Source organism: Pseudoalteromonas gelatinilytica, from assembly GCF_001641615.1.
In the GTDB taxonomy this organism is placed as follows: domain Bacteria; phylum Pseudomonadota; class Gammaproteobacteria; order Enterobacterales; family Alteromonadaceae; genus Pseudoalteromonas; species Pseudoalteromonas gelatinilytica.
This window is the reverse complement of record NZ_LRRU01000018.1, coordinates 201,276-228,074: the sequence shown is the minus strand read 5'-3', so window position 1 is coordinate 228,074 and position 26,799 is coordinate 201,276. Positions and strand designations below refer to the sequence as shown.

The following is a 26,799-nucleotide window of genomic DNA, read 5'->3' as shown; positions in this document are numbered from 1 at the left end:
CTCTCCTATAAACTACCGCGAGCAAACTTAAATGCGGCGGCTTGTTGCGCCTGTTTAACCAAATAAAATGCTTCTTTTAATTGATGTCGCTCTAATGAATTCAACGCATTTGGGTTAATACAGTTGCTAGGCAATCCCTCTTCGTTAATTTGCGTGCCCAAACGCAGTTGAGTTAAAAAGCGCCAACAGTCTTTTAAGTTATATAAGTCATCTTTATTGAGTAGCGAAAACTTCATTAACGCGTCAATACGCTCTTGCGTATTAGCACGCTGAATACCCGCTTTGAGGGAATATAAACGCACTATGTCGTTGATGATCACCACACCACGTTTTTTTAAGTCGAGGTATTTATGCTGCTTTTCGTCTTTCTCTAATTTGAACTGATTGAACAAACCAATGGGCACTGGGGTATTTTTAATGTCGCTCGCCATAGCCGCATAGAACAAGTCATTTTTAGAAATGCGTTTTAGCTGCTCACAAAAGCGCGCATATAAAGTAGTGGAACCTTCAATAAACCGTAAATCAAAAAATATCTTACAATTGAGCATCGCCTCTGGTGTCGGTGAAGTGATCCACTTATGAAACTTTTCTGTCCAAGCATTAATGCCCATTCGACACGCTGCATTGCTCGCCATAATATTGCCAGGGCAACGCTTTATACCGCACTCAATTAAATGCTCGCAGACATACTCGCCCATGCGCTTAAAGTAATCATGTTGTTCGTCTGTTAAATCATCAGGTAGCAACAGGCCATTATCTTGGTCTGAATGCAGCGTTTGTTCTTCTCGTGCTTGTGAACCAAAACAAATAAAGCTAAAGCTGGTTGGTGCCGCGCCATTATCTTCTTGAAACAAACGGATCAAACGCGAAGTCAGTGCATCGGTTAAGCCACTTAATAATTTACCAATCAAGGAGATGTCATCAATATTGTTCGAAAAGCCTTTTAACAAGCCAGGTATCTCTTGCGAATAACGCTTTAAATCAACCACGCTGTGCGCTTTGTAAATTCGTCCAATCAATTGTACTGGGTCGCTTTTTTGCTGACGCAGCAAATCAGTACTGGTGAGCATACCTAGGGGTTTGTGATGTTCATCAAGCACAGGTAAATGGTGAATATTGTGCTTAAGCATTAAGTGTAGCGCCGAAAACACGCGGTTATTTTCAAAAATAAACTTGGGCTTACAGGTCATGATGCTACTTACTGACTCTTGAGGGTCAACCTCATCAGCCAATACGCGGTTGCGTAAGTCTCTGTCGGTGACAACCCCAACGAGGCGATCATGTTCCGTTAACATAATCGACGAAACACCATGCTGTTTCATTTTTTTAGCGGTTTGACGAATACTTGCATCTGGTGCCAAGGTGACGGCTTTACGATTCATCAATTCGCAAATTTTTTTCTCCGACCAACTGTCGTTTTGACTTTTATAATGAGACGACAATAAACGGTTTTTATGGGCGCGAACAAAGTACTGCTCAAACACTTTATACTCACGGCGTAAGTAATCAAATGCCGCTTGGTTTAGCATGTAAACAATGCCTTCCTTTTGCACTGAAATGCTATTTTGAATTGCTTCGCCGGTTAACAGTGAAGGAAAACCAAAGTAATCGCCACTTGATAACTTAGTGATCACATCGCCTTTTGGGTCGACCAAATCATAATCGCCAGAGCGAATTAAAAATAATCTTAGATTATCTGAACTTAACCACTGATTTTGATTCTCACGGGTCAGATAAATAATATCGAGATGGTTTACAAAATACTCACTAGCAGCACCTTCGAGCTGATTAAATGGCGTTTGTTGCATCACAAATTGGGCGACTTCCTGTTGCTCGGTATTCATGGTCATTCTCGCTATAAAATAGAGACAATATCTACACTACCCCTGTTTTAAATAAATAAAAAGCCCGACTTAAGTCGGGCTTTTGAACTTCAAGAGTGTGTTCTCATTAAATGGTTTTATTAGTGCGCGTGTGCTGCGCTCGAACCTTTAGGGTTACGGATACCTTCAACCATTTCTTGGATTTCAACTGGTGTTTCAGCTGTTAGTTTCAGTACGATACCTGCAACTACAAAGTTAACAATCATACCAACTAGACCGATACCCTCAGGTGAGATACCAAATAACCAGTGTGCCGGTGCATTTAATTCAGGGCTTACGAACTTGAAGTAGATAATATAAGCCGCTGTAAATGTAATACCTGTCACCATACCCGCAATCGCACCTTCTTTATTCATCTTCTTAGAGAAGATACCCATAATGATGGCTGGGAAGAAGCTCGCCGCTGCTAAGCCGAAGGCAAAGGCAACAACCGAGGCCACGAACCCTGGCGGGTTAATACCAAAGTAAGCTGAAATCACAATCGCTATCATCGCTGCTAAGCGCGCAGCAAGTAGCTCTTGTTTATCGCTAATATCTGGTTTTAATGTACGTTTTAATAAATCGTGCGATACCGAGGTTGAGATTACCAATAGTAAGCCTGCTGTAGTTGATAGCGCTGCTGCAATACCACCTGCTGCAACCAATGCTACAACCCATGCAGGTAAGTCTGCAATCTCAGGGTTAGCAAGTACCATGATGTCGCGGTCAACTTTAACTTCGTTTGCGCTGTTTGGATCATCAATCTTACCTGCTGAGTAGAACATTTTACCGTCACCATTTTTATCGTTAAAGGTGATTAGGCCTGTTCTTTCCCAGTTTTTAACCCATGCTGGGGCTTCAGCGTACTCTGTACCGCTACCGTCTTTACCGTTAATTGTATCAATCATGTTTACACGAGCGAATGACGCTACAGCAGGTGCTGTTGTATAAACGATTGCAATGAAAACAAGTGTCCATGCAGCTGAGATACGCGTGTCTTTAACACGAGGAACAGTGAAGAAACGAACGATTACGTGTGGTAAACCTGCAGTACCAACCATTAGCGCGCCTGTGATTGCGAATACATCAATCATGCTCTTCGAGCCTTCGGTGTATTGCGCAAAGCCAAGCTCGGTACTGAGTCCATCTAGTTTATCGAGTACAAACTGTCCTGAGCCATCGCTAAGGGTTGCACCAAAACCTGTTTGTGGGAAGAAGTGACCTGTCATCATCATTGAAATGAAGATTGCTGGAACAAGGTAAGCAAATACGAGTACACAGTACTGAGCTACTTGCGTATATGTAATCCCCTTCATACCACCTAATACAGCGTAGAAGAATACAATCACCATACCAATGTAAACACCGGTCTCAATATCTACTTCTAAGAAGCGAGAGAAAACCACGCCTACACCACGCATTTGACCTGCGATGTATGTGAAACAGATAAAGATGGCACATAAAATTGCAACAACACGTGCAGCTTGTGAGTAATAACGGTCACCAATGAAATCTGGCACCGTGAACTTACCAAACTTACGTAGGTAAGGAGCTAAACAAAGTGCAAGTAGTACATAACCACCTGTCCAACCCATTAGATATACACCACCGTCATAACCCGCAAACGAGATAATACCCGCCATTGAGATAAACGATGCCGCACTCATCCAGTCAGCAGCGGTTGCCATACCATTTGCTAGCGGCGGTACACCGCCCCCTGCAACATAGAATTCATTAGTTGACCCAGCACGAGCCCAGATTGCGATGCCGATATAAAGCGCGAAGCTTAAACCAACGATAATAAACGTGAGTGTTTGAACATCCATTGCTTAGCTCCTATTCGTCTACGCCATATTTTTTATCTAACGTATTCATTTTGAAAACGTAAACAAAAATCAAAGCAACAAAGGTGTAAATAGCGCCTTGCTGGGAGAACCAGAAGCCGAGTTTAAACCCAAAGAAACGTATCTCGTTAAGTACGTCTACTAGTAAAATGCCGAAGCCAAATGACACGACAAACCAAATTGCTAATAATTTAAATAGCAGTGCGAGGTTTTCCGCCCAATAAGCTTTTGCTTGTTCTTCATCTTTAAAAGCCATTTTTTATCCCCTTATGCATTACAAAAAAGTAATGAGTGGTATTAGTTGTCATTAACTAAGTTAGCAAGGGTTCTGATTTATGGAATTGAGACCATAGTCGTAACAGCCAGTTTACGTTTACGTAAACTGCAAAACACCATTTGTTAATGAATGGTAAAAAACAATAATTAACAACAACTTAATCTATAAAGATAAATTTGCGAAATAGCGAAAATAGTAAAAACGAATGATCTGCGACATTAGTCTAATAACAGCGAACAAAACACCACTATCTTTTAAATATCAATAACTTGCTATTTATTAATTTTTATTGCAAAAAATCTAGCCATCGAAATCGCACATAATTCTGGTAAGGTAGTGTTATTACAATAATTACTGAATTTAAACATGACAGCTGCGCTTTTATTTGTTGCACTCGCCTATATTGGCGTGTTGTTTTGGTTGGCAAATTGGGGAGACAAAACCACTCCTCTTGCAAAAAGAATTAGTCACCACCCATTTGTTTATTCTTTTTCACTAGGGATTTACTGTACGTCTTGGACTTACTACGGTTCAGTTGGAACAGCAGCCACCAGCAGTTGGAATTACTTACCTATTTTAATTGGCCCTGCGCTGCTATTTTTCTTTGGCCAAGGGTTTTTACGTAAATTAGTACTGGTCAGTAAAAAGCAGAATATCACCACTATCGCCGACTTTATTTCAGCTCGCTATGGTAAACGGCAAACCACCGCGATTATGGTAACCATTATCGCTTTATTAGCGACGATCCCTTATATCGCTCTGCAATTAAAAGCACTGAGTGGCAGCTTCTTATTATTACAAAACGACGATCGTATTTCGGGGTCTATGCTGGCCCTTTCAGCAACACTTATCATGGCAATGTTTGCGATATTTTTTGGTACGCGTAAAGTCGATGTAACTGAATATCGCTCAGGACTCATGCTGGCTGTCGCTTTTGAATCTATGGTGAAATTACTGGCATTGGTGGCCGTTGCTGGACTTGCTTTATACACATTATTTAATTTAAGTACGGTGCAAACCGAGCAGCTTACGGGCTCTATTTGGCAGCACTGGCATAACTTCGACTTTTTTAGCTTTAACTTTATCGGCCAGTCATTAATGGCGGCAGCGGCGATTATCTGTTTACCAAGGCAGTTCCACGTAACTGTGGTCGATAACCAAGATAAACGCCATCTTTATACTGCCCGCTGGGCATTCCCCCTGTATTTATTACTGACTGCTGCAATGATTTTCCCTATTGCAACGGCAGCTATACACCCTGGCATTGGCAGTGGCTTCTCACCAGATAGCTTTGTATTAGCCCTACCACTGATGCACGAAAACGCCTTTTTAACGACCTTTGTATTTATCGGGGGTCTATCTGCGGCTACAGCGATGATTGTTGTAGCCACACTCACGCTCAGCACCATGATCTCAAACGATGTAGTATTGCCGCTAATGCTGCGTCGTAAGTTTAAACGTAATCTCATCACTAGCAGCTATAAGTCGCAAATCCTGTTAGTAAGGCGCTTCACAATTGCCGGCATTTTGATTTTGTCGTATTTCTACCAGCAATGGTTTGGTCATGGTAAAGCATTGGCTAGTATGGGTTTAGTGGCCTTTTCTTTGGTATCGCAATTACTTCCTGCAATTGTCGGTGGCCTATATTGGCGAAAAGGCCATGCTTATGGGGTTTATGCCGGATTATTAGCAGGCTTTATTTGCTGGGTTTTATTCTTAATGCTGCCTATTTTAGATGCGGGCAATACCTTAAACGCAGAGCTACAACAAACACTTATTACTCGTGGCACTCTAATCGCCTTGTTTGCCAATATTGGTTGTTACATTAGCTTTTCGCTCGGTGCAGATGAGCGTTTAATTGATAAAATTCAAGCTGCAGCCTTTGTAAATCCAAAAGAGCAAGCCGTGTTCGCCAGACGTTTAAATAAAAACGTTAAAGCCACCGTTTACGATTTTAAAGTGCTGCTGCAAACCTTCTTAGGCGTACAACGCTCGCAACAGGTGCTGGCTCACTTTGCGTTGTCGCATAACTTAGATGACAACAACGCGCACCCTGAACCTGAGTTTATCGCTTATTGTGAGCGCGCCTTAACCGGTGTGCTTGGTGCCTCTTCAGCACAAGCGCTGATCCACACGGTTGCCTCTGGTAAACGCATGGCCTTTGAAGAAGTGGTTAACTTTTTTGATGAAACCACGCAAGCCCTGCAATTCAATCAAAACTTACTATTTACATCTCTTGAAAACCTCAGTCATGGTATTTCAGTTGTAGATAAAGAGCTTAATTTAGTGGCGTGGAATAAGCGCTACGCAGAGATGTTTGCCTACCCAGATGACTTTCTTGAAGTAGGCCAACCAATTGAAGATGTGCTTAGGTACAATGCCGAGCGTGGTGAATGTGGTCCCGGTGAAGTTGAGCGCCATGTAGAGAAGCGTGTACAGCATCTTAAAAACGGCACGCCCCATCACTTTATTCGCCACCGCCGTAATGGCCAAGTTTTCGAAATGATTGGTAACCCACTGCCAGATGGCGGCTTTGTAACAAGTTTCTCTGACATTACTGTGCATATCGAAACGCAAAATGCGCTTGAAGAAGTAAACATGGACCTTGAAAACCGTATTGAAGCGCGTACTCAAGAAATCCGTACTATCAATAAAGATTTACAAGCACAAATCGATAGCCGAGTACAAACTGAGCAAGCACTTACTTTAGCTAAAAAAGAGGCAGAACAAGCTAATGACAGTAAAACACGATTTTTAGCCTTAGCTAGCCACGATATTTTACAACCGCTGAATGCGGCGCGTCTGTACCTTGCAGCCATTGATGATAAAACCCTATCGAGCAACAACTTAAATAACTTTGAAAAGCTTGGCGCAAGTTTAGATTCGACAGTCCATTTGATGTCGGCGCTGTTAGAAATTGCCAAGCTTGAGCAAGGGGCAATGACCCCTACTCCACGCCACTTTAGTATTGATGACATACTTGCCCCGCTGAAAAATGAATACGCCATTATGTCGAGCGAAAAAGGCTTAAAACTGACGGTGCGTTCAAAAGGAATTATTGTTCACAGTGATATCACTTACTTACGACGAATTATTCAAAACTTAGTGTCAAATGCGGTTAAATACACCGATAGTGGCCGAGTTTTAATTGCTTGTCGCAAACGCAAACACCATTTACGAATTGAAGTATGGGACACAGGCCCTGGCATTACAGAAGTAGAGCAAGCGAAAATCTTTAATGACTTTTATCGTATTGAAGCCGGTGATAACAAAGGGGTGGGTCTTGGCTTAGGAGTTGTAAAACGAATGGCCGACTTACTCTCTTTACGTTTAGATGTAAGCTCAACGCCTGGCAAAGGTAGCCGCTTTAGTATTGAAGTACCTTATGGTGAAAGCCAGTTTATTCAACAAAAAGAGGCGCCTAAAAAAGGTGTTGAGAACCGCAGTGCGATGAATATTATTGCGGTGGATGATGACCCTGAAAACCTTAATGCCATGGCAAGCCTATTACAAAAATGGCAGGCAAATTATCAACTCTTTGATCAAGTTGAAACCGTGATGGCCTATGCCAAAGAGCACCGAGCGCCCGATGTGATCTTAATGGATTATCAGTTGGGTCATGATTGCGATGGGATAACGCTTATTAAAACCCTAAGAGAAATTTGGCAAAGCCCTGTGCCTGCTATTTTAATCACAGCGGTGCGTGATGAAGCGTTAAAACAACAAACCAAAGCTGAGCAAATTCATTACCTTAGTAAACCCGTTAAGCCCGCAAAACTCAAAGCACTGCTTAATCACAGTGCTTAACAATACCACTTAAGGCAAAGCAGTAGGCTTTGCCTTAAATTTTTGGAACAACCAGCTAAGTGCCACTAACGACAAGCCTAAGCCGATAAACGAAATAGCTCGAAGTAATCCAGTTAAGTTTGCCATATCAATCAAAAACACTTTTAACACCACCAGCGCCAATAAGCCAAGGCCGAGCTTTTGTAATACCGTAATAGCCCTTAACTGCCCCGCCACAACCACCAAGCCACCGATAACAAGCCAAACTAAAGAATAACTGTAAAGCTCGGCATCTGAGGTTGGCAAAGCAATATTTATAAACTCGCCTTGCCAGTTATGGCGAATTTCCGCATTGATATATAAAACACTCATCACACCCGCAAGAGCTGTAAACAGCTTTTGTAAATAGTGCTGAGATTGAGTTAGTCGGCTTGCCCAAATTGCAATACAGGCAGGGACTAACCAAAGTAATAATAGCCAGTTAATAATCGGCCAACTGCCTATATTTATCGGCTCAAAAAACGGATTTACTGCGGTAAAGCTTTTCAGCACTAACAAGCCACTCAATGTTAATAACGCAAAACCTGCTACTTGATAGAGCTTAGCTAATTGCGCAGTAAAGCGTGAACGCAGTAAATAAACACAACCCAAGATGCCCCAGCTACAGGTTAATAAAATATGCTCATACACAGACAAGCTCTCAAAATCAGGGTAGCGCCCCACCAACTGATAGCTCGTCTCTGTGGTAATAAATAAAGCAATACAATGAAGCACCGCACCTTCTAGCCACACCCGAACAGATTGCAGCTGCCAGTGCCTCGCCGCTAAGTAAAATAAGCAAGCGCATACTGGGTACACAACCAAACTCCAATGCACACCGAGCAGCAGCGCATCACTATAATCAGCTGACCAAGGGGCAAAACTTAACCTAACAAGTAAAGCACCAACTAAACCTTTAAGCGGCCAAGTCGGAATGCTGAGTGCATGTTTATTAACATAAAAACTAATCAACAATACTTGCGCAGCAAGCGCTAAGGTTAAGCTACTGCCTTCAAGGAGCATGGTTAATGCCAAACTAATATTGGCATTGCCGCCAAGCCAGTAACTAAATACCCGCATTGGGTTCGTGCTGTTAATTGATAACTTAAATAACCAAGCAGACAGTGCCAGTAATACAAAGCACCAAACCGGGTATGCCGTCGTTAAGGCATGATCGGGCGTGATGACATATAAGCAACTAATAATCACAAAGCCTGAAAGTGAAGCGAGTAAGGTAAAGCCAAAGCGTTTAGGGTATTTACGGCCAAATAAAAACCCATAGCCAGCAAACAAAGCAATAAAAAACAGCCCTGCTCCGTAGTTTTGCCGAAATACAAAAAGTTGCTCAGAATAATCAACAGCATTGTGTTGCCCTATGAGCAAACACACCACACTGACGACAGCTATTATCAGCCAATGATCCCATGCACTGTTTTTTAATACCAAAAACAACAGTAAAGCCACTAACGACAACATACTAAGCTGCCAAGTAAGCAGTTGGTTACTGCTCATGAGTAAAAGATAAAGTGGCACGACAACAGCTAACAACAAAGGGTTGTCGGGTAGTTGTTTAAGTAGCGTTTTGAAGCGATGTGGGCGGTGTTCAATTTGCTTAATACTCAGCCCAAGGCGTGGAATAGCAATTAACAATACGATGCTAAATAGAGCATACAGATTAATAAACCAGTGCAGGTTTTTAGCTGCACTCATCGCAACTAGGTAATACCAGCCTAAATGACCCGCCCATAACAGATACCACAACCAATGCCGTTTTACGTAATGCGCAACTAGCGAAGCTGATACACTGACAAACGCAACATAAGTTAGCAGTGCTATAAAGTCATTGCTCCCGGTATTAACCCAAACCGGCACGCTGTAGGCGCCAATAATGCCAATGACTGCTAGCACTGGACCAAAACGCAGTGCCATCCAGCTTGCTGCTACAGAAACTAAGGTTAAAATGCTAAATGCAGGTAACGCTTGGAGTAAGCCATAATGGCTATAGGCCAGCAAGGTCAATGCAAAACAACTAATAAAACCACCACTTGCCAGCGCTGCGGGAATATAGTTGCTAAACCCATCAAAAATAATACCTTTGCGATGTAAAACCTCAGCCGCGACAATTAAGCTCAAACCAAAAATAGCGCCAAGCGTAAGTCGCATGGTTTCAGATAATAAGCCTGCCTCCAGTGAATAGCGGGCCAAAAAGATACCGCCAAAGGCAAGGGCAACTGCTCCTACCCAAGTTAGCCAATTGGCTTTGATTTGTGTAACGAGTTGGCTGACTAGCGGATTTAAAGTCGCAGGCTTGGGTTTTGTTAGCTCTGGCTTCTTAGTGATTGCCTCAATTGGCTTACTAATGAATACAGGCTCTGGTTCAGATTTTGCAATGTCAGTCAGATCGTCGTTTGAATTATCAAACTGGTTTGCAGTATTTTTTTGTGGATGATGACTATATGTCGCGTTAAGTTTTACTCGAAGAGCTGCCACTTCTCGCTTTAAACTAGAAAGTTGAAAAAAGGCAAAAATACCCGCAATTGAGCCACCTACAACAACTAGTGCAAGTAATACTAGTAACGCAATACCGCCATCCATACTCTCTCCTTGTGTACGCTTTAAACAAAAAAGCAAAAAGCCTTAATTGTTTATACAATAAACACTTAGCAAGAGTAAAGAAACAACGATATTGCGTTTTAGCCGGTTAAGACTGTTCAGTCACCGTGCGCTCTAAGGTCATTTTGTAACCTGAATCAGTGGTTTCATCGTGTTCAATCACCAAGATATAGTTACCTTCTTCAGTAAAATCCATATCGCTTTGTTGTAAAAGCACAATCTGTTGGCCGTTATCTTCAAACACCACATAGGTTGTATAAACTTCGTTATCAACCACCTGCTCTTGTTGGTCGTATTGATCTAACCCTTCAACAACATTGCTAGTATCTTCAACCGTTTCACCATTGAGGGTGAAGTACACATCAACCTCGTCAATTTCTTGCCCTGCATAGCTATCAATTAAGTTAACCACAGTAACTGCATGGCTGTAGCTGCTTGGAGTTAGGTTTTCTTCAATGGTCATCATACGAGGGCCGTAATCTTTGTCATTGTAGAAAAGACCAACCGCACTTTGCTCACGTTCTAATGTCATTAAGAAGTTATCTACAATCGTGTCACCCGCTTCATCTAACATGGCGACGCTGTAACTATTTGGCGACATGCTCATGTATTCAGAGTAACTATCGTTGCTAACAACTTCGGTGTTAGTAGCCGTTGTGCCTCGGGTTACTTTAAACTGGGTTTGCGTGTACTCATCGATAGTATTGATAAAACGCAGCTGACCTTGCGCGTCTTGGTGGTTCAGTTGTGTTACAGAGCTACTAGCCGTTACGACATCAAGCGTAATACCATCTTCTTCTGTTGCATAACTTGGACGGATCATCGCCATGTACGTTGTTTCATCATTAAAGTACACGGTTGGTGATTCAAAAATCACATCTGTGCTACCGCTAGCGGTAATATAAATAGTGTAATAACCTTCCTCAAGCGTCGCTAATTCTGGTTCAACGAGGTATTGCGAAGTCATTAATAACTCAGCTGTATCAAATAAACCGTCGTCGGTAGCAACGTATACATCGTAAAGGTTATCTTCACCAACGATATTAAAAAAGCCAACATTGAATTCATCTTCATCGCTTGACGTCGGCACACTGAGCTCTGTAAACGTTGGTTCAGCAAAGTCGCCGTTCATTACTAGCAGCTGAGTTTGATCATTTTTAATTTTGATGGTTTCTTCATCGATAGTGATATAGCTATCGTTGGCATCAACATATTCAAAACTTAAATCATACTCCCCCGAACTGTAGTTATGACGAGTTGATACATCACCAAAATCTGCGCCCGAACGTTCAGTGTCATCAACAAATAAACGCGTGTATGGGCTGTTGTAAGAGCCATTGTACAGTTGCACATAGCCACTGTTGCTACTGCTGCTGTCGTCGCTTGAACAGGCAGCCAGTACCGAAAGCAAACTTGAGGCAACAATTGTTTTAAGCAGAGTGCTTTTCATGGAATTTTTTCCTTATTGTTTGTAATACCCCATTCTGACTCGAATAGTGCGAAAAAATTCTATGTTTTACAAACTATTACCTTCACTTACAGTTACTTACGATAAAGTTAAAAAGTGTAGAAAATGATGTAGAAAAGCACTCAATTAATCATAATTATGGACAGAAAATCACATTTATAGTGAAAGCAGCTTACTTTTACACGAAAAGTAAATAATGATTACATTTTAGGCGCTTATACAATCAAATCAGATAAATTATTAGATAGTTAAATTTGCGCTATGCAGCACAAAAAAATTAGCAAATAATGGTGTTCACACAAACGGGATTAGAATGAGGACTATGAACACGATTTTAACCACACAATGCGATGATGATGTTGGTCTAATTGCCAAGATCACCGGCCTTTGTCATCAGCATAATTTAAATATCACACGTAATAACGAATTTGTAGATAAAGACGCTAAACGCTTTTTTATGCGTACAGAGTTAAGCGGCGTTATATCAGAGGACTTTTTACCAAGCCTTGCTGAGCTACTTCCTGATGGCGCAGAGCTTGCCCTGCACAGCAGCGAAAAAACGAAAGTGGTATTGCTTGCTACCAAAGAAGCGCACTGTTTAGGTGGGGTATTACTTAAGCAATTCGAAAAAGCCTTAAACATCGAAGTATTAGCTGTGATTGCCAACTACGCCGACTTAGCGCCACTGGCTGCAGGCTTTGGTGTGCCATTTCATGTGGTATCGCACGAAGGTTTAAGCCGTGCGGAGCATGATCAACAAGTAGGCGATTTAATTGCCAGCTATCAGCCTGATATTATCGGTCTTGCTAAATATATGCGTATTTTAAGCCCTGAATTTGTGGCGCGCTTTGAAGGTAAGATTATTAATATTCACCATTCATTTTTGCCTGCCTTTATTGGTGCAAAGCCTTACCATCAGGCATTTGAGCGCGGTGTAAAAATTATTGGCGCGACCGCTCACTTTGTTAATAATGAGCTTGATGAAGGGCCGATTATTTTACAAGATGTGACGCATGTCAGTCATGCGGATACCGCAGAGATGATGGCAAAAATGGGTAAAGATGTAGAGAAAACAGTGTTCTGCAAAGCGTTGCAACTCGCATCTGAACATAAACTGTTTATCAATGGAAATCGAACCGTGGTGTTTGCTTAAGCAATAAAATGAAGAGGCTGAATGGCCTCTTTATTATTTTTATTATCTTTTGTTATGCCGACTCAATAGGCTCTAATTGTAACTTAGAGGCAATTAATACCGCTTGAGTACGGTTATACACACCTAGCTTTCTAAAAATTGCTGTAATGTGAGCTTTAACGGTTGCTTCAGAAATATGTAATTCGTAAGCAATCTGTTTGTTTAACAAGCCTTCGTGCAAGTATTGCAACACCTTGTATTGCTGCGGTGTCAGTGAAGCCACTTGCGCTGCAATTTCTTTGTCTTCGCCATCTACGGCAGCCACTTTATCTTTAAGTTCAAGTGGAAGCCAAACATCGCCTTCAAGTATGTGGTTGATTGCCAGCGCAATATCATCTGATGAAGATGATTTAGGAATAAATCCCATCGCACCATAACCCATTACTTTAGAAACTACATTGATGTCTTCGCTGCCAGAAACAACAGCTATTGGTAAGCTTGGATAGTCTTCGCGAATGCGAATAAGGCCGTATAAATCGCCATTGCCTGGCATGTGAAGGTCTAGTAGTAAGATATCAAGATCTTCTTGCTCGCTCAGCACCTGCAAAGTGGTATCAAAGTTTTCCGATTCAAACACTTCTAAATCAGCGAACTTAGCACTCAATGCCCCTTTCAGTGCTTCACGAAATAACGGATGATCGTCCGCTATTAAAAACTGACTCATGGTTCACTCCTAATAAATTCGGCTGACACCTATTTCTAAGTGACAGCCGATATACTACGTTTAGAATCAACTTCTAATCAAGTTTTTAACGCGATTTTAACGATTTAATCGGTTTTCGATTAGCTCATCAACAACGCTTGGATCGGCTAGTGTAGAGGTATCACCAAGCTGTTGGTGCTCATTTGCCGCAATTTTACGTAAAATTCGACGCATGATCTTACCAGAACGAGTTTTCGGTAAACCTGGAGACCATTGGATCATATCTGGTGATGCAATTGGGCTTAACTCTTTACGAACCCAGTTACGGACCTCTTTGGTTAGTTCATCGCTTACTACAACACCCTCATTTGGAGTGATGTAAACATAGATGCCCTGACCTTTAATATCATGCGGGTAACCCACTACAGCCGCTTCTGCTACTGCTTCGTGAGCAACCAATGCACTTTCGATTTCGGCAGTACCTAGGCGGTGACCTGATACATTTAGTACGTCATCTACACGGCCTGTGATCCAGTAGTAGCCATCTTCATCACGGCGACAACCATCACCTGTGAAGTACACACCTGGGTATGCTGAGAAATAGGTTTGTTCAAAACGCTCATGGTCGCCATACACTGTACGAGCTTGTGATGGCCAGCTATCTAGAATAACAAGGTTACCGTCAACCGCGCCTTCGAGTGTATTACCTTCAGCATCAAATAAGGCTGGTGCAATACCAAAGAATGGACGAGTTGCCGAACCTGGTTTCATATCTGTCGCACCTGGTAATGGTGTGATCATGATGCCACCAGTTTCTGTTTGCCACCACGTATCTACGATTGGACAGTTTTCATTACCGATGTGCTCGTAATACCATGCCCACGCTTCAGGGTTAATCGGCTCACCTACAGAACCCATGATACGTAAACTATTTCGTGTTGAAGTCGCTGTTGGCTCATCGCCTTTCGCCATTAATGCACGAATAGCTGTTGGTGCTGTATAAAGGATAGTCACGTTATGTTTATCAATCACTTCACCCATACGGCCCGCCGTTGGGTAAGTTGGCACACCTTCAAAAACCACTTGCGTGCAGCCATTCACTAATGGACCGTAAGCAATGTAGCTGTGACCTGTGATCCAGCCCACATCGGCACTACACCAGAAAATATCGTCTTCTTTAAGATCAAACACATATTCATGTGTCATCGATGCATAAACGAGGTAACCACCAGTAGTATGAACCACCCCTTTTGGTTGACCCGTTGAGCCTGAAGTGTAAAGAATGAAAAGCGGATCTTCTGCATTCATTGGCTCTGGCTCACACTCAGCTGGTAAGTCAGCTACAAGCTCATGCCACCAAATATCATGGCTATTCCATTCAATTTCACCACCTGTTAGTTGATGAACAATAACGTGCTCAACGGTGGTTACTGAGTCTTGTGATACCGCTTCATCAACATTTGCTTTCAGTGGTACGCAGTTACCAGCACGACGACCTTCGTCTGATGTAATCACCACTTTAGCGCCAGAGTCATTAATTCGGTCAGCAATCGCTGATGGAGAGAAACCACCAAATACCACAGAGTGAATCGCACCAATACGCGCACACGCTTGCATAGCGTAAATAGCTTGCGGTGTCATAGGCATATAAATAGCAACGCGATCACCTTTTGATACGCCTAACTTTTTAAGGCCATTGGCTAATTTTGCGACTTCGTCGTGAAGCTGTTGGTAGCTGATATTTTCGCTGTGTTCAGGGTTATCGCCTTCCCAAATGAGGGCTGTTTTATCGGCTTTAGTGGCAAGGTGGCGGTCAATACAGTTATAAGATGCGTTAAGTTGGCCGTCTTCATACCAGCGAATGCTGATGTGGCCTTTGTCGAATGAGGTGTTCTTTACTTTATTATAAGGAGTTGACCAATCAAGGCGTTTACCGTGCTCTCGCCAAAATCCTTCAGGGTCATCAATAGATTGCTTATACAGTGTATTATATTTATCGTTATCAACTAATGCTGCATTCTTGATATGCGCTGGTACTGGATAGATACTTTCTGACATTGTTGTCGTCTCCATTTTAATTACTTGCCTACGGCCTGCTTCAAGGATCACTCAGCAAAGCCCCTGAAAGTATTAGACCTTAGTTGTATATCTTGTCATTTCACAAAAAACTTCTAAATCGCCTTCTATAATCTAGTCCAATGTACGCCGGTAAGCGATTTTGAACCACTTACCACCTTAGTCTAATAGACCAATAGATAATTGAGAGAAGTCATTTCTTAAACAACAGTGATACAACAACATTAATGCAATCAACAAGTAGCTTCGACAGGAATACACATTATGACAACAACAAAAGTAACCGCATTAAAAACACTGACAGCTTCAGCTGTTTTATGTGCACTTGCAGGTACCGCTAACGCTGCAACCATTGGCAACACAGACGTTTCTTATGGTGGCTATGTAAAACTTGATGCCATGTGGAGTGATTACTCTGCTGGCGTACCAGCTGGTGGTAGCATTGGCCGTGACTTCTATGTCCCTGGTACAACACCGGTAGGCGCAGACAGTGACAGCGATGCAGTATTCGACATGCATGCACGCCAATCTCGCTTTAGCCTTGGCACAGCAACTAAGCTAGATGATGGCAAAACGATTAATACCAAAATCGAAATCGACTTTATTGCTTCAGCACCAGGCGGTAACGAACGTGTCAGTAACTCTTACGCACCACGTATTCGCCAAGCATTTGTAACTTATGATGGTTGGCTATTTGGTCAAGCATGGTCAAACTTCCAAAACGTTGGTGCATTGCCAGAAACACTTGATTTCGTTGGTCCTGCTGAAGGTACTGTGTTCGTGCGTCAAGCACAGGCACGCTACACTACAGGTAACTGGTCATTCTCTTTAGAAAACCCTGAGAGCACTGTTACAGTAGGCGGTGCACGTGTTGCCACTGATGATGCATCAATGCCTGACTTTACAGCACGTTATGCGCACAAAGCTGATTGGGGTGAATTAGTATTTACCGGTCTTGCTCGTCAATTAACTTACAAACAAAATGGCATTGATGCAGATACATCATCGTTCGGTATCAGTGCATCTGGTAAAGTTAATTTTGGTCAAAACAACTTAAAATTCATGCTAACCCAAGGCTCAGGTCTAGGCCGTTACATTGGTTTAAACGTAGCAAATGGTGCTGTGCTTGACGGTGATGATTTAGACGCGATTGATTCAACATCGGGTTTCATTGCTTATCAACAAAACTGGAACAGCCAATGGCGTTCAACTTTCCTTTATTCATTCTTCTCAGCTGATAATAACACAGACTTACTTGCTGTATCTGGCGACCCAACTAAAACGAGCCAAAGCTACAGTGCGAACCTTTTATACTCACCTGTTAAAAAGCTAACCTTTGGTGTTGAATTTAAACATGCGGAGCGTGAGCTTGAAAGTGGTACTGATGGCGATATGGATCGTCTGCAGTTCTCTGCAAAATACGTATTTTAAGATTTAAGCTTATTTTACTTCCTGAAGCGGCTTCGGCCGCTTTTTTTATTTCTGCTTTTTATTTACAGTGATCCCCTTTTAGCTTTTTGCAAACCATAATTCACTAAAACAGAAAAGTCTAATTGCAAATTATTTTCATTTAGATTAAATTACGCATTAATTTCACTATTCATTGAACTAATTGGAACTTTGCATGTCATCAACAACATTTTTGCGCTTATCTCAATTAAGCCTAGTGACCTCAGCACTTTTAAGTGGCCACGCTTTTGCAGAACAACAAAAAGAAGAACAAGCAATTGAAAAAATTGCCGTGTATGGCCAGCATCATAAAAACTACATCACAGAAGAAGCACAATCAGCGACCAAATTAGGGCTAACCATTAAAGAAACACCACAGTCAATCTCTGTTGTTTCACGTGCATTAATGGATGACTTTTCACTCGATAACCTTAATGCTGTGTTAGAAAGCACACCGGGTGTGACGGTTGAGCAAATCGAAACTGACCGTACTTATTTTAAAGCTCGCGGGTTTGAGATCACCAACTTCCAAGTTAATGGCATGGGCATGCCACAAGATAACGGTTCAATCCAAGGTACTCTTGATACGTCTATTTTTGATAGTGTTGAAATTGTACGTGGTGCCAATGGTTTAATGACCGGTGCAGGTAATCCATCAGCAACCGTGAATATGGTTCTAAAGCGCCCTACTTACCAAACACAAGTTAATGCATCTGTATCTTATGGCTCTTGGGACAACAAGCGTTTAGAGCTTGACGCCTCAACTGCTATCAACGAAAACCACGCTGTACGTGCTGTATTCACCAAGCACAAAACCGAGTCATACCTTGACCGTTACGAGCAAGATAAAACAATTTATTACCTAGCCTACGAAGGTCAGCTAACTGACAGCACAGTAGTCACTGCAAACTACGTAAATCAAAAGAAAGATGCTGACAGCCCACTTTGGGGTGCCTTACCGCTTTATTACAGCGATGGTTCAGCAACAAACTTTGATGCTTCAACCAGCACTGCGTCTGATTGGTCTTATTGGAATAATACAACTGAGCAGTTGTTCTTATCAATTGAGCAAGCAATTACCAATACTTGGTTCTTAAAAGCCAGCTACGCACACCTAGAAAATGAGCAAGACTCAGAGCTTTTCTATGTTTATGGTACACCTGATAGAGAAACAGGTCTTGGCTTAACGGGTTATGCGAGTGAATATGACCACAAAGATAAGCACGATATTTTAGATATTTACGCAACGGGTAAATTTGATTTATTTGGTATGGAACATGATCTGTCGTTTGGTGTAAACCAAGCAGATATGGATAACAAAGATAAATCATTGTATGACTACACTACAGGCAATGGTTTCCCTGCAATGCCAGAGCTAGGTGGTTGGGATGGTGTTGCGCCAGTGCCAACACTTACCGATGGTTTAACAGGTGCTGATATCACCAGCCGTCAACGCTCAGCGTATATTTCAACACGTATCCGTGCAACTGACTCATTCAGTGTTTTAGCGGGTGTGAGCCAAGTAAATTGGGAAACTGAAGGGGCCTCTTACGGCGTAGCAAAAGACAAAGACACTGACCAAACCGTGCCTTACTTCGGTGCTGTGTATGATATCAATGAAAGCTTATCAACTTACGCAAGCTACACAGAAACCTTTGTTCCACAAACAGAGCGTGACATCAATGGCGATTACTTAGACCCAATCACAGGTAAAAGCAGTGAAATTGGTGTAAAAGCGCAGTTACTTGATGACAATTTATTTGTCACTGTTGCTTATTTTGACGCTAAACAAGTAGGCCTTGCGATTGCCATTCCTGATTCATTACCTGATGACACTCGTTACTATGGCGCAGATGGCATTAACAGCGACGGTATTGAAGTAGAGCTTAGTGGTCAAATCAACGAAACGCTAAGTGCGAGCTTTAGCTACAGCAACCTAAACATTGATGGTGATGAATTAGTAAAAGACTACACGCCTGAAAACCAGTTCAAACTTGCTGTCACTCATAAAGTGCCTGAGATTGATGGTTTAACCTTTGGCTTAAACTATCGTTGGCAAGACGATACAAAACGCGTACAAGTGCGTGATGCGGCAACAAATGCTGCACTTATCACTACTACGCAAGATGCTTACGGCCTATTAAACCTAATGGCAACCTACGATATTAATGACAATATGAGCGTTAACTTGAACGTTAATAACGTGACCAACGAAAAATACATCCAAAGCCTTTTCTGGGCACAAGGTTATTATGGCGCACCACGTAACTACTCAGTGTCTTTCAACTGGCAACTGTAAGCTTTGAGCTAGAAGCTGAAAGTTTTAAGCTTTAAGTACATGAAAAGCCGCATCATATGCGGCTTTTTCATGAAAGAGTTGCAAGAGTAAAGTTAGAAAGGGGAAAGTTACAGGCACTATCGAGTGTTCTGACAGCTTTAATCGACACGAAACCATTGAATACCGCCAACAATGTAGTGATTAAACGCGATATAAAATCGCTGCTACAAACTACTGCCTGCTCCTGTAACGGCGGTTTACCCCGCGTCAAAACGCTTTACTCTCGCTAACTTTACTCTTTCTAACTTTACCCTTGCTAATTTCCCCTTGCTAATTTCCCCTTGCTAACTTTACTCTTTCTAACTTTCCCCTTGCTAACTTTACTCTTTCTAACTTTCCCCTTGCTAGCTTTCACCCATAAAAAAACCGCTAACTGTGTAGCGGTCTTTTTTGTGTTAAGTGCGGGTCAAATCACGCTTAACTGTACTCTTTTGCGGTGTTTATAGCTCGTCTTCAGCTAATAGGCCTGCATCTTCACCATCTTCTGGTTGCACAGTTGCCTGAAGTAATAGCATCTCACGTAACTTACCTTCGATCTCATCTGCGATCTCTGGGTTGTCTTTTAAGAACTTAATTGAGTTTGCTTTACCTTGGCCAACTTTGTTGCCATTGTAGCTGTACCAAGCACCTGATTTTTCAACAAGTTTATGCTTAACACCTAAATCAATTAACTCGCCTTGTTTAGAAATACCTTCACCATACATGATGATGAATTCAGCTTGTTTAAACGGTGGAGCAACCTTGTTCTTAACAACTTTAACGCGAGTTTCGTTACCTACAACCTCATCGCCTTCTTTCACAGAACCAATACGACGAATATCAATACGTACTGAAGCGTAGAATTTAAGTGCGTTACCACCCGTTGTTGTTTCAGGGTTACCAAACATAACACCAATTTTCATACGGATTTGGTTGATGAAAATACATAGCGTGTTTGAACGCTTGATGTTACCTGTAAGCTTACGCAATGCCTGCGACATTAAGCGAGCTTGTAGACCCATGTGTGAGTCACCCATGTCGCCTTCGATTTCAGCTTTTGGTGTTAAAGCTGCTACCGAGTCAACGATAACTACATCAACAGCGCTTGAACGAACTAACATGTCACAGATTTCTAATGCTTGCTCACCAGTATCAGGTTGAGAAACAAGTAATTCATCAATGTTTACACCCAGTTTTTGCGCGTATACAGGATCTAGAGCGTGCTCAGCATCTACGAATGCACACGTTTTACCTTGTTTTTGAGCTTCAGCGATAACTTGTAAAGTAAGTGTTGTTTTACCTGATGATTCAGGACCATACACTTCAACAATACGGCCTGTAGGTAAACCACCAATACCTAATGCGATATCGATACCAAGTGAACCTGTTGAGATTGCTTCAATGTCTAGGGCTTTGTTATCGCCCAGTTTCATAATTGAGCCTTTACCAAATTGACGCTCAATTTGTGATAAAGCAGCGTCCAAGGCTTTTTGTTTGTTATCGTTCATTCTGTTCTCCAAATCCGGCTAATGCAGACAGTATACTGTATGAAATCACAGTATCAAGCTAATTTTCAGATTTTATCAATTCAATTACAGTTTTTAATGAATAAACAATAGCTTGCAGTCTAACTTCAGCTCTGTCACCAGCGAAAACCTGTTTGCTTGGGTAGTTTTGACCAGCAAAATGAATACAAAACCAAACTAACCCCACAGGTTTATCCAGTGTTCCGCCACCGGGTCCTGCGACTCCCGAAATTGCAATTGCGATATCGGCGTTTGCAGCTTTTGCTGCACCCGATGCCATTTCAACAACTGTTTGCTCACTCACCGCACCAAAGCTATTTAAGGTTTGTTCTGTTACGCCAATGAGTTCATGTTTTGCTTGGTTGCTATAAGTGACAAATGCGCGGTCAATATAATTAGAGCTACCAGGAGTATCGGTTAAGGCGTAGCTTACTCCACCACCGGTGCATGATTCTGCGGTAGTGATCCATAAGCGTTTATCCGTTAAAATAGCTCCTAATTTCGCAGCAAGTGTTTTAATCTCTTGATGTAATTCCATATTCAGCCTTTGGGTAAATACATGTCGTTTGATCTTTATGCACCGCACACTATAAATCAACAAACCCCTATGATGCAGCAGTATCTAAAAATAAAAGCCGAGCATCGGGATATTTTACTGTTTTATCGTATGGGCGACTTTTATGAACTTTTCTTCGATGATGCCAAGCGTGCTGCGCAACTTCTTGATATTTCTCAGACTCATCGTGGTAAAGCCGGTGGCGATCCCATTCCAATGGCAGGTGTGCCTTATCACGCCGTAGAGAACTACTTAGCTCGCCTTGTACAAATGGGTGAGTCGGTGGCTATTTGTGAGCAAGTTGGCGATCCTGCCACCAGCAAAGGCCCTGTTGAGCGTAAAGTTGTGCGCATTGTTACACCGGGCACTATTTCTGACGAAGCGTTATTACAAGAACGCCAAGACAACTTGCTAACCAGCGTTTGGCAAAGTAAACAAGGCTTATATGGTATTGCTTATTTAGATATTAACTCTGGCAGATTCAATGTGTTAGAAGTAAATACTGATGAAGCATTTAGCTCAACATTACAGCGTTTAGCCCCTGCTGAGCTGCTCTATAGTGAAACATTTACAAATGTGCACCTAATTGAGCATATCAAAGGCGCACGTCGTCGCCCAGAATGGGAGTTTGATTTAGATACAGCCCAGCACTTACTGTGCGACCAATTTGGCACCAAAGATCTGGTTGGTTTTGGTGTAGACAAAGCACACGCTGCTTTGGTGGCTGCGGGCTGCTTAATGCAATATGTAAAAGACACTCAACGTATTGCCCTGCCGCATATTCGTGCGATTACCCTTGAGCAAAACGAACACGCGGTGATTTTAGATGCTGCAACTCGTAAAAATCTTGAACTAACGGTAAATTTATCGGGCGGCTACGAAAACACGCTTGCACAAGTACTTGATAAAACAGCGACTGCGATGGGTTCACGCTTATTAAAACGCCGTATTCATACCCCTGTGCGCAGCAAAACAGAGCTCAACTCTCGACTAAACGCAATCAGTGCAATTATCGATGCGCAATTATGTGGTGAGCTACAAGAGTCATTAAAGCAAATTGGCGACATTGAGCGTGTTATCGCCCGTTTAGCGCTTTGCACAGCACGCCCACGTGATTTAACGCGCCTACGTAGTGCACTGCAAGCTCTGGCACCATTACACGAATTACTTCTGGACGCCAACGATCCACGTATTAGTCAAATAATTGCGCAATCACAGCAATTACCTGAGCTACAAGATTTACTAGAACGTGCTGTCATCGAAACCCCACCGGTGCTTATTCGCGATGGGGGTGTGATTGCCCCGGGCTATAACAGTGAGCTCGATGAATGGCGTGCGTTAAGCCAAGGTGCAACTGATATTCTCGAAAAGCTTGAAGAACGTGAGCGTGAGCGCACTGGCATTAGCACCTTAAAAATTGGCTATAACAAGGTGCATGGCTTTTTTATTGAGGTTAGCCGCGCTAACTCGCACTTGGTTCCTGCCGATTATATTCGCCGTCAAACGCTAAAAAATAATGAGCGCTATATTATCCCTGAGCTTAAAGAGCACGAAGATAAAGTACTTGGTAGCCAATCAAAAGCGCTGGCGCTTGAAAAACAGCTTTATGAGCAACTCTTTGAGTTTATAGCTCCGCACATTGCGCAACTGCAAACGATGGCAGCCGTACTGGCTGATTTAGATGTATTGAACAACTTAGCTGAACGTGCACAAGCGCTTAATTACGCTAAACCAACATTATGCGATAACGATAATATCAGCATTAAACAAGGTCGCCATCCGGTGGTAGAACAGGTAATGAAAGACCCGTTTATTGCCAACCCAGTAGAGCTTAATAACGACCGGAAAATGTTGATTATCACAGGTCCAAATATGGGTGGTAAATCAACCTATATGCGCCAAACCGCGCTTATCGTTTTGATGGCCCATATTGGCTCTTACGTACCTGCTGATAGCGCAGAAATTGGTAATATTGACCGTATCTTTACGCGTATCGGCGCAAGTGATGATTTAGCATCAGGGCGTTCAACCTTCATGGTTGAAATGACAGAAACGGCAACAATTTTAAATAACGCCACAGCGCAATCACTGGTGCTGATGGATGAAATTGGTCGCGGTACTTCAACCTATGATGGTTTATCACTTGCCTATGCAACAGCTGATTATTTAGCATCAAAAATTGCCGCAAAAACTTTATTCGCCACCCACTATTTTGAGCTAACAGAGCTAGCAGAACAAAAACCTGGGCTGGTTAATGTGCACCTTGATGCCATTGAGCATAACGACACCATTGCCTTTATGCATACTGTGCTTGAAGGCGCAGCAAGCAAAAGCTTTGGCCTACAAGTTGCTGCCTTGGCCGGTGTTCCAAAAGCGGTGATCCAACAAGCCAAACAAAAGCTAAAAATGCTCGAAAACCACCAACCTGTCACGGCCCCCATTGAGCAGCAACAGCAAACATTAAGTTTTGATGATGAACCTTCTGAGCTTGAATTAACCTTAAAACAGCTTGATCCAGACAGCCTAACGCCAAGACAAGCACACCAACTACTGTATCAATTAAAAGATTTACTGTAGGTATAAACATAGATATAAAAAAAGCTGACGTAACGTCAGCTTTTTTGTGTGTTCTAGACCCGAAGGCCTATGTATTGTTGTCAAATCAGGTGAATTGGTCGAATAGGCTATCTGTACTTAAACCTTCGTGTTGCAAAATGTCTTTTAAGCGACGTAATGCTTCCACTTGAATTTGTCTTACACGCTCACGTGTTAAGCCAATTTCACGACCAACATCTTCAAGGGTTGATGGCTCATAGCCTAGTAAACCAAAACGACGAGCAAGTACTTCACGCTGTTTCGGGTTTAACTCTCCTAGCCAATCAACAATGTGCTTGTTGATGTCATTGTTTTGTACTTCGCCTTCAGGACCATAGTCTTTTTCATCGGCGATGATATCTAATAATGCTTTGTCATTTTCACCACCAATTGGTGTATCCACCGAGGTGATTTTTTCGTTTAAACGCAGCATCTTAGTAACATCTTCAACCGGCTTATCTAAGCACTCTGCAATTTCTTCTGCGGTTGGTTCATGATCAAGTTTCTGTGTTAATTCACGGGCTGTTCTTAAATAAACATTTAGCTCTTTAACCACATGAATAGGTAAGCGAATCGTACGTGTTTGGTTCATGATGGCACGTTCAATGGTTTGACGTATCCACCACGTTGCATAAGTTGAAAAACGGAAACCTCGTTCTGGGTCAAATTTTTCAACGGCTCTAATAAGGCCTAAATTACCTTCTTCAATAAGGTCAAGCAGCGCAAGACCTCGGTTGTTATAGCGGCGGGCAATTTTCACCACTAAACGTAAGTTACTTTCAATCATTCGCTTGCGAGAGGCTTCACAGCCTTTCAATGCTTTTCTAGCAAAATAGACTTCTTCTTCTGCGCTTAATAGCGGAGAAAAGCCAATTTCACCAAGGTATAGCTGAGTGGCATCTAGATTCTTGGCAACTTCATCCTTTGCAAAAATTTCATCATCGTTGTCGACTTCTTCTAGTAACTCTGGTGAATCATCTTCAATTACCGTGTCATCAAATTTATCGTCAATCGCGTCAGTTGTTTTCTCAAGTTTTGCTGTGTGACCCATAAGCGTCCTCCCGAGCAAATATGTGATTGAGCTAAATCACTTTATCAATACCCTAATGGCTAAGGTAAATACTTAGCAGGATTGACTGCTTGACCCCGATAACGAATTTCAAATCTCAAAGCCGTAACCGAAGAGTCTGAACTGCCCATTTCTGCTATTTTCTGCCCCGCCTTTACTTCCTGTTTTTCCTTTACAAGCAACTTTGAATTGTGCGCGTAAGCACTTAGGTAATCATCATTATGTTTCAAAATAATTAAATTACCGTAACCCCTCAATGCGTTGCCCGCGTATACCACAGTTCCATGTGCAGCAGCTAAAACAGAAGCCCCTTGTTTATTAGTAATCTGTAATCCTTTAAAGCCATTCTCTTTATTAGAGAAGCGTTGCGTAACCTTGCCTTTTGCCGGCCAGCTCCATACAACTTTTGCATTAGAATTACTGTTTTTTTCACTAATTATTTTGTTGGCTTGTTTCTGAACATACTCTCGTTGTTTTGGCTGATCAAGCTCTTTTTTTAATTTTTTGTTATTTTTTTGTATAGAAACAGTAGACTTTTTACTCGAATTCGTATATTTTTTCGTCTTTTTTTGTTTTTGTGCCGATTTTGTGAGCAAAACACTCTGTCCGGGGAAGATAGTGTAAGGTGCTGGAATATCGTTTATTTTCGCAAGGGTACGAAAATCTTGTTGAGCGCTAAAAGCAATTGAGTACAAAGTATCACCCTTTTTGACTACATATTTTGAGCCTGAGATATTTACTTTGCGTGTGGCGGGTTTAACTTTATTATCTAAACTACTGACCGGCGCCGGTGCTTCGCGAGAAGTACAGCCAAAGAGCAAAATACTAAGAAACAAAGTAACATAGACTGTTAACTGCCTGCTCATCGTAAAATGCTCCTTATCGTACTAATTTAATGGTTTTGCGGGTTATCGTAGCAAAAAGTACGCAACCACGACTAAAACAACTAATCCCCAACCAAGCGCTTCAACATATTGACGTAATTTTTGCTCCATTTTAACGCCACCCCATTTCATCAAGGCCGACACTAAAAAGAAACGCGCGCCACGGCCGACAGCTGAGGCAATTAAAAACGGTAAGAATGCCATTTGCATCAAACCAGCGCCGATTGTAAAAACCTTATAAGGTATAGGAGAGAAGCCCGCTAAGAAGACTACCCAAACACCGTAGTTTTCAAACCAACCTAGTGCTGTGTCAAATTTGGCTTGCCAACCCATTTGGGCAATAAGAGGCTCGACCACAGGTTCGAATAACCAAAAGCCAAGTAAGTAACCTAAAATACCACCAATCACAGAGGCTATTGTAGTAAAGCTGGCAAAACGCCATGCTTTATCTGGTTGAGCTAGCGACATAGGGGCTAGCATAACATCCGGTGGTACCGGAAAAAAAACTGATTCAGCAAAACTCATCCCTGCTAAATAACGCTCCGCATGACGGTGTTTAGCCCATACCAGCGCCATATCATATAACTTAGTAAACAACTTCAA

At 42.2% G+C, this 26,799-nt stretch carries 17 protein-coding genes; 5 read left to right on the top strand and 12 right to left on the bottom strand.

Going from position 1 to position 26,799, the window contains the following annotated elements:
- Nucleotides 1–5 precede the first annotated feature (5 nt).
- The 3 genes from NH153_RS09685 to NH153_RS09675 form a co-directional block, all read right to left on the bottom strand.
- The gene (locus NH153_RS09685; RefSeq protein WP_063703533.1) at nt 6–1,844 is read right to left on the bottom strand and encodes a DUF294 nucleotidyltransferase-like domain-containing protein; all 1,839 of its coding nucleotides are present in this window, start codon (nt 1,842–1,844) and stop codon (nt 6–8) included.
- A gap of 119 nt (nt 1,845–1,963) precedes the next feature.
- Nucleotides 1,964–3,688, bottom strand: a complete 1,725-nt coding sequence (locus NH153_RS09680; protein ID WP_063703256.1) for a sodium:solute symporter family protein — start codon at nt 3,686–3,688, stop codon at nt 1,964–1,966.
- 10 nt (nt 3,689–3,698) lie between these two features.
- On the bottom strand, nt 3,699–3,962 hold the full coding sequence (locus NH153_RS09675) for a DUF4212 domain-containing protein (RefSeq protein WP_054551160.1): 264 nt from the start codon (nt 3,960–3,962) through the stop codon (nt 3,699–3,701).
- Between the two features lie 387 nt (nt 3,963–4,349).
- On the opposite strand from NH153_RS09675, the gene NH153_RS09670 reads away from it, so the two are divergent.
- Complete coding sequence (locus NH153_RS09670) at nt 4,350–7,790, top strand: PAS domain-containing hybrid sensor histidine kinase/response regulator (RefSeq protein WP_063703255.1); 3,441 nt, start codon at nt 4,350–4,352, stop codon at nt 7,788–7,790.
- A gap of 9 nt (nt 7,791–7,799) precedes the next feature.
- On the opposite strand, the gene NH153_RS09665 is transcribed toward NH153_RS09670, so the two are convergent.
- Together NH153_RS09665 and NH153_RS09660 are read right to left on the bottom strand one after the other, a co-directional pair.
- Nucleotides 7,800–10,403, bottom strand: a complete 2,604-nt coding sequence (locus NH153_RS09665) for a DUF2339 domain-containing protein (protein WP_063703254.1) — start codon at nt 10,401–10,403, stop codon at nt 7,800–7,802.
- Nucleotides 10,404–10,509: 106 nt separating this feature from the next.
- Nucleotides 10,510–11,871 carry a hypothetical protein gene (locus NH153_RS09660; protein WP_063703253.1) on the bottom strand — a complete coding sequence of 454 codons (1,362 nt, stop codon included), beginning with the start codon at nt 11,869–11,871 and terminating at the stop codon, nt 10,510–10,512.
- A gap of 340 nt (nt 11,872–12,211) precedes the next feature.
- Here NH153_RS09660 and purU point away from each other — a divergent pair, with 340 nt between their 5' ends.
- Complete coding sequence (gene purU / locus NH153_RS09655) at nt 12,212–13,042, top strand: formyltetrahydrofolate deformylase (protein WP_063703252.1); 831 nt, start codon at nt 12,212–12,214, stop codon at nt 13,040–13,042.
- Between the two features lie 52 nt (nt 13,043–13,094).
- Here purU and NH153_RS09650 read toward each other — a convergent pair whose 3' ends face one another.
- Together NH153_RS09650 and acs are read right to left on the bottom strand one after the other, a co-directional pair.
- Nucleotides 13,095–13,745, bottom strand: a complete 651-nt coding sequence (locus NH153_RS09650) for a response regulator transcription factor (RefSeq protein ID WP_054551155.1) — start codon at nt 13,743–13,745, stop codon at nt 13,095–13,097.
- Between the two features lie 96 nt (nt 13,746–13,841).
- Nucleotides 13,842–15,782, bottom strand: coding sequence for an acetate--CoA ligase (gene acs / locus NH153_RS09645; RefSeq protein ID WP_063703251.1), 1,941 nt, complete (start codon nt 15,780–15,782; stop codon nt 13,842–13,844).
- A 282-nt stretch (nt 15,783–16,064) separates the two neighbouring features.
- Between acs and NH153_RS09640 the strand changes: the two genes are divergently transcribed.
- Together NH153_RS09640 and NH153_RS09635 are read left to right on the top strand one after the other, a co-directional pair.
- On the top strand, nt 16,065–17,231 hold the full coding sequence (locus NH153_RS09640) for a DcaP family trimeric outer membrane transporter (protein ID WP_063703250.1): 1,167 nt from the start codon (nt 16,065–16,067) through the stop codon (nt 17,229–17,231).
- A gap of 193 nt (nt 17,232–17,424) precedes the next feature.
- Nucleotides 17,425–19,548, top strand: a complete 2,124-nt coding sequence (locus NH153_RS09635; protein ID WP_063703249.1) for a TonB-dependent siderophore receptor — start codon at nt 17,425–17,427, stop codon at nt 19,546–19,548.
- 479 nt (nt 19,549–20,027) lie between these two features.
- Here the strand turns inward: NH153_RS09635 and recA are convergent, their stop codons facing one another.
- Entirely contained in the window at nt 20,028–21,074 is a 1,047-nt protein-coding gene (gene recA / locus NH153_RS09630; RefSeq protein WP_063703248.1) for a recombinase RecA, read from the bottom strand.
- A 58-nt stretch (nt 21,075–21,132) separates the two neighbouring features.
- A complete protein-coding gene (locus NH153_RS09625; protein WP_063703247.1) occupies nt 21,133–21,630 on the bottom strand; it encodes a nicotinamide-nucleotide amidohydrolase family protein in 498 nt (165 codons plus the stop codon).
- A 21-nt stretch (nt 21,631–21,651) separates the two neighbouring features.
- On the opposite strand from NH153_RS09625, the gene mutS reads away from it, so the two are divergent.
- A complete protein-coding gene (gene mutS, locus NH153_RS09620; protein ID WP_063703246.1) occupies nt 21,652–24,225 on the top strand; it encodes a DNA mismatch repair protein MutS in 2,574 nt (857 codons plus the stop codon).
- Nucleotides 24,226–24,310: 85 nt separating this feature from the next.
- Here the strand turns inward: mutS and rpoS are convergent, their stop codons facing one another.
- Genes rpoS through NH153_RS09605 form a run of 3 tightly spaced genes read right to left on the bottom strand, consistent with a single transcriptional unit; the run spans nt 24,311 to nt 26,799 of the window.
- Nucleotides 24,311–25,294, bottom strand: coding sequence for an RNA polymerase sigma factor RpoS (gene rpoS, locus NH153_RS09615; protein WP_063703245.1), 984 nt, complete (start codon nt 25,292–25,294; stop codon nt 24,311–24,313).
- A 59-nt stretch (nt 25,295–25,353) separates the two neighbouring features.
- Nucleotides 25,354–26,178, bottom strand: a complete 825-nt coding sequence (locus NH153_RS09610; protein WP_063703244.1) for a peptidoglycan DD-metalloendopeptidase family protein — start codon at nt 26,176–26,178, stop codon at nt 25,354–25,356.
- 42 nt (nt 26,179–26,220) lie between these two features.
- Complete coding sequence (locus NH153_RS09605; RefSeq protein ID WP_063703243.1) at nt 26,221–26,799, bottom strand: YqaA family protein; 579 nt, start codon at nt 26,797–26,799, stop codon at nt 26,221–26,223.